Annotated in this window: 2 protein-coding genes; one reads left to right on the plus strand and one right to left on the minus strand. The window is 42.4% G+C overall.

What is annotated here, in order from left to right; genetic code table 11:
* Positions 1 to 152: 152 nt before the first annotated feature.
* Positions 153 to 4,031, minus strand: coding sequence for a pullulanase-type alpha-1,6-glucosidase (pulA, locus tag AC4GME_RS16315; RefSeq protein WP_490376238.1), 3,879 nt, complete (start codon positions 4,029 to 4,031; stop codon positions 153 to 155).
* 906 nt (positions 4,032 to 4,937) lie between these two features.
* On the opposite strand from pulA, the gene acsA reads away from it, so the two are divergent.
* The coding region (gene acsA, locus AC4GME_RS16320; RefSeq protein ID WP_490379783.1) for an acetate--CoA ligase at positions 4,938 to 6,519 on the plus strand (1,582 nt) is incomplete at its 3' end.

Raw genomic sequence — 6,519 nt, forward strand, 5'->3', positions numbered from 1 at the left:
CAGTCGCGCCTATGATATTGCGCGGTTAAAACCGCACTTCCAAAAACAAAAATAGATCCGTTAATTTTGCGGGTTGGTATAACAGCTTTTGAAGATAAAAAAAATCGGCGCACAAGGCGCCGATTTTAAATCAGAATAACAACCTATCTAGGTTATTTGATTTCACATACAGAGATTGAACCAACCGTTGCTGCATCAACAAAGTCAGTAACAACAAATGACATTACGTAATTACCGTCACCTAAAGTAATTGTATTGTTACCTGGATCTGAAATAGCACTTGAGCCAATACGTGCAATTGCATCATATTCAACATCTAATACCATTGCACTTGCAGAAGTAGTTGTTCCTGCAAATACTTGCGGATCCCAGTCACCGCTATCTGATGCTAGCTTAAATCCACCAGAAAGGTCAACACCACTTAATGCTACTTGGTAAGTATTAGTGCCTTTGTAGTTTAGTGCATATGCAATATCCCAAGCCCAGCTAGAATGTGCGCCACGTACCGCAAGATCAGCTGTTATAGGACCAGCATCAGCGCTATCAGCAAGCAATTCACACGTTTGCAGTTCAACTGCTGTTACAGTAAGTGTTGCAGCATCTTTATCGCTTGCATCAAAGCTAAAGGTTACAACTGAATCAGCTTCCAACGTCAGTGAAATATTATCACCACCGTCTAATGCTAAAGCCTCACCTATAACTAACGTACCAGTTGTACCATAATTAATCGCGCCCCAAGTAGGGTCTGCTACTTTAAAGCCGTAAGTACCCGCTTCCAGAGTCATAGTCATGCTGTAAATACCAGCGCTAGTGAATTCCATTGCATCAGCATCACCCCAGTCATTCATGTCACCACGAATATGAGGAATATCATCACCAAACGGAGGGATAGAGCTTAGGTCTTTATTGCTCATATCAACTGCTAGACCAGTACCTTGCGCATCACCTTGAGCTTTTACAAACACTGCCGTTGTTAATGCAGGAACTGTAAATTTACCATCAGCAAAAGAAGCTGTTCCTTCAACTAATGCACTATGCAGTGCAAAACCAGTCGCACCTGTTACAGGAATAACTTGCTCTGAATCAGTAGCATTAATCACAGCTACAATCGCATCAACAGCAGGATCTAAATCAGTAACACCTGTACCATCATCAATGCTCATTACAACCACACCAGCAACAGAAGTTGTGCCTGTGTTTTGGAAATCAACACGAGCCTTAACGTCAGCTTCAGTTTCAAGACTGAACAGCTTCGAGCTTGTACGGATTTTTAATAACTCTTTAAAGCGAGTATTCGTCCATTCGATATCAGCCGCTGTAGGCTCTGCATTAGTATCGGCAATAATTGTTTTGATTAAATCCCAGTTAGAGCCATCTTTATCTTCACGAGGAAGACCGACATTCCAGTTATTGCTAGACATATCGTAGTTAACGGTATTGTACCAATCACCTGAGTCGTAGCTGTCACGCTGCATTGCTTTAGAACGTAACAGTTCAGAGCCCATATGGAAGAAAGGAATACCTTGACCCAGCATATTGGTACTTAATGCAAGAATCTGCATTTGAGCGCGCTGATCAGAAGCAACTTCTGACGCGATCTTGTACATGTTGTTATCCCAAAGCGTTTGGTTATCATGTTTAGATACATAAGAGATATTCTCTTGTGGATCAACTGTGTAACCCGCTTTTTGACCGTTATAGTTAACATCCTGGCCACGTTTAGTAAGACCAGCCTGATCGAGTAATACAAAGTTAGCTAAGTTACCCGCCATACCTAGACGAACGATATCACCGTCTTGTCTAAGTTTAAGTGTTGAAGCATCTGTATCACTTTGCTTCTCATTCCAAACGCCTGCATTAGCAAAACCTTGGTTTGCACGTAATGCATCGCCACCATCAAACGGACCACCACCACGAACAGCATCACGTAGGCGATCTGAGAAAGTACCAATTTCAGTACCACCCATATTCGGCTGAGTCGCTTGCACAAATAGTGCATCATTTGCCACTTCACCAAAGTTCCAACCTTCACCGTAGAAGTAAGTATCTGCATCAACGGCTTTAACTGCTGTCAGTGAGTCAACCATCAATTGCTTAGGTTGATGCCCCATTAAATCGAAACGGAAACCATCAATCTTGTACTCTTTAGCCCAAGTTACCAGAGAGTCAGTCATTAACTTACCCATCATGGTATTTTCTGTTGCAGTATTTGAACAACATGTTGATGATTCAACAAAACCAGAGGCATTCAGACGCTGGTAATATCCAGGGACGATTTTATCCAGTACTGACTTATCATCTGTACCTGCAGAGTTAGTATGGTTATACACCACATCCATTACTACGCGGTAACCCATTTCATGAAGTTTCATGATCAGCGTACGGTACTCTTCAATACGCACAGTGCCTTTAGCATCTGTTGAATAACTACCTTCAGGTGTTGTGTAATGGAAAGGATCATAACCCCAGTTAAAGCTGTCATACATGCGCAGATCATTCATTAACGCTTGCGCTTCACCAGATGCTGGATCATAACCTTCAAGCACTTCACGGATCGTTGAATCATTAACACCATCATCACAAACAGCTGCACTTGCATTGAGGCCACAAAGTTTTGCAACTGTATCGCTTAGTTCAACACGTTTTTCAGGATCTTCATCAACGGTCGCAATATCAAACAGGTTCATTAAGTGAATTGTATTTAAACCATTTTCTGCAAGTGAAGCCAACTGCTTAACACTTTCACGTTCAGTTTCAGTGATTGCAGTATATTTTCCATCCAGCGCATCTGTTCCGCCATCACCTGGTGCAGAGCTTAAATCACGCAGATGTGTTTCATAGATAACCTGCTCTTCCGGGTTAGCAACAGTCGCTATAGTTTGATCATCCCAACCTGCTGGTTTAGCTTCAGTTGCTAAATCAACTACTTGAGAGTACTTACTATTAACAGATAAGCTTAAAGAGTACGGGTCAGTTACTTGCAGCGTTTCAACATTATCTAGCGCAGCATGGTATACCTCTACTTCATAGCGGTAGTATTTACCAAGCACATCTGCAACATCAGCCACTTCCCATGTACCATTTGCTTTACGCGTCATAGTAACGGCATCACCTACCTGCGCTAAGTCAGCATCATAAAGGTAAAGTGCAACATTTTTAGCTGTTGGAGCCCATAATTTAAACGTCGCCGCCGTGCCAGATACAACAGCACCTAGCGTCTCGTTTTGCGCACCAGTATCGCCCGTTGCGTATACAGCATCTAATGCAGGCGCAAGTTGTATACCGGTTGCATCGATGATTTTACCTTCAGCATTTTTAGCAATTAGAACTAGTTGGCCGCTAATTAATGTAGCTTCGTCTATACCTTCTGGTAGTTCAAAACCAAACGCTTTATAATTTTCATAACGTTTAGCAACTCCCTCTGGCATAGTTTTGCTAGTGAGGGGGAGCATTTCCGTTGCTGAAACAATTTCACCCGTATTATCATTAATTTCAAAACCGCCATCTGCCAGGTAATGAATTTCAAAAGAATCAGCAGTGCCTGTATCCCAGGCAACGGTTGAACCGTCGATCAATGCACCTTTTAAACCTTCATAAATAGTCAGTGCAACAGGTGAATCAGATAAATCAGCTTTACCTTGTGCTAGATAAACTTTTTTACCTAGCGTGCTCATATCCCATTTACGATCGCCACCAGGTTCTTTCTCGCCACCATTGTGCATAATATATGTCACACACGTTGCGCCAGGTTTCAAAGGAATATTATAAATAGCGCCATTATCACCAGTAGTAGTAGATAGCAGCGGCTCATCCCAGCTTGTAATCGCACTGTCAGCCGCACCATCACAAGTCGGATCATCATTCCAGATATGTAAACCCCAACCATCATAGCTGGCATCTTTACGCAGGTAATTAAGCTCACCACTATCTGTGTCAATAATGGTGTTATCACTACTTCCACATGCAACCAGCGTGGCAGCTACGAATAGCGGCATGGTAAAGCGCGCTAAAGTTTTTATTTTCAATTCCATTGATCATTCCTGTTTTATTAATGATTGAATAATTATTATTTTAGTTATAGTTGTAAAAGTTCCCCCTTTTACGGTGCGAAATCATATTGGATTAGCGCCACTTAATATGTGATCCAAACGGAGGAAACGAGCTATTTAAACTTGAAAAAGGCATGAACAAATTGTTTTTGTGAGCGACGTCACCACTAAAATGAACTTTTTTAAAAAAAACGCTTGATTCTACCAAAATTACGTGCAAGCGCTTTCTTTGCGACTACAGTTATCTGCTGCAATTAGCCAAGCAAATAGATGAAAACAGCATAAAAGTGATCAGCACGAGACCTTCATCACCGAAATACAGCTTGCAAAATTAGATTTGCGCATACCCTTTGCTTTTATTCAACAAAGCAAAGAAAGCGCTTACAACCACTCAAGACAAGGCATGCAAGCGCTTGCACAGCAAGCGTAACCACATTGAATCCACCATGCTTACTGGCTTTATATGACTGCAAGGTAATAAAGCTAAGTTATGACGCTAGCAGCTGCATTCTGTAATTAATGGCAATCGAGGCTTCACTCCCGTCAAATGGTTTGTCGAGATTGAAAATAGATAGAAACAGCTAGTCACTATGAGCTGTATGGCTAGCGCCAGATCATGCGCAGTAGACTCTGTAACATGAAATTAAAGCAAAAAACTTATTCACTTGATGTAAGAAGAGTTGCAGTACTTATTGGCAAATTTAAAGTTTAATTTATCCATATTACTTATTTAGCCAGCCCGCCTCTTTGCTACTTATTACCTCCTTTTTGTTTATTTACCACAATATGATCTAAATCAGCTATTTTTTGAGCGTTATACGCAGCTTTAATCTAATCTTCAGTAGAAAGTTAACTGTTTTTTTTAGGCTTAAACCTAAGGTGATTGATATGCGTTTTCCTGAAATTAAAAAAGATCCGTTACTGGCATCGACTCATAACCTGACTTCCTACCAAGATACTTGCGAGCACTTTAACTGGCAAACTGCACAGCAGCGTATAAAGGGAGGGGTGGATGGATTAAATATCGCATTTGAAGCGGTAGACAGACATGTCGAAGAAGGTTTCGGTGCACAAACAGCGATCCGTTGGTTAAGTAAGCAAGGTATGCAAAAAGATATTAGCTATGCGGATTTAAAAGATCAAACTAGCCGTTTTGCCACTATTTTACAAACCCTTGGCCTGCAACCCGGCGATACAATTTTTGGTTTATGTAATCGAGTACCACAGCTTTATATCGCTTTATTAGGCACACTTAAATTCGGTGCAGTATTTTCTCCATTGTTTTCTGCATTTGGACCCGAGCCAATCCGTTCACGCATGGAAATTGGTGAAGCCCGTGCCCTCGTCACGAGTGAAGCTCTGTATCGTAAAAAAGTAAAATCCTGGGCGAACGAGTTACCCAGTTTAAAATGGGTGCTTTTATACAACGTCACGCAGCCTCTGCCTGAAAATTGTTACGATCTCGATGCTTTATTAGCACAAAGTAGCGCTGATTTCCCTGCCCGTTTCTGCGATCCGGAACAACTTGCTTTACTGCATTTTACCTCTGGTACCACGGGCAAACCTAAAGGTGCAATGCATGTTCATCAGGCGGTGGTTTACCACAGTATTTCTGGGTTTTATGCACTTGATCTTCGCCCTGGCGATCGTTATTGGTGTACCGCCGATCCAGGGTGGGTGACCGGTACCTCCTATGGCATTATTTCTCCCTTATGTAACCGGGTTACCATGATTATTGATGAAGCGGAATTTGATGCCCGGCACTGGTACCAGTTACTCAGTGAGCAGAAAATCAATATTTGGTATACCGCACCAACCGCAATTCGCATGTTAATGAAAGCTGGAGGTGAACTTGCAGATGAGTATGATCTCAGTGCATTACGGTTTCTTGCCAGTGTCGGAGAGCCACTTAATCCAGAGGCGGTAATATGGGGTGAAAAAGTGTTTGGTAAACCATTCCATGACAACTGGTGGCAGAGTGAAACAGGCGGCATTATGATCGCCAATTTCGCAACTACGCCAGTCCGTCCAGGCTCGATGGGCCGACCTTTACCGGGTGTCGAGGTGGCTATTATGGAACAGGCTGCAGACGGCACAAAAAGCCCGTTCAAGGAAGCAAATAGGGTTGGTGAACTTGCTCTGAAACAAGGTTGGCCGTCAATGTTTCGTGGTTATCTTCATGAAAATGAGCGTTACCAAAAATGTTTTGTCGATAATTGGTATTTAACGGGGGATTTAGCATGCTGTGATGCAGACGGATTCTACTGGTTTGTGGGCCGAGCCGATGATGTGATTAAAAGCTCAGGGCATTTAATTGGACCATTTGAAGTTGAAAGTGTGTTGATGGAGCAGCCTGCAGTAGCTGAAGTTGCTGTGATCGGCCTGCCCGATGAGGTTGCCGGGGAAATAGTAAAAGCGTTTGTGGCCTTAAAACCAGGCTATGAGGGAGACGATGATTTACGCAAAATTC

It is taken from the genome of Psychromonas sp. (assembly GCF_983033635.1).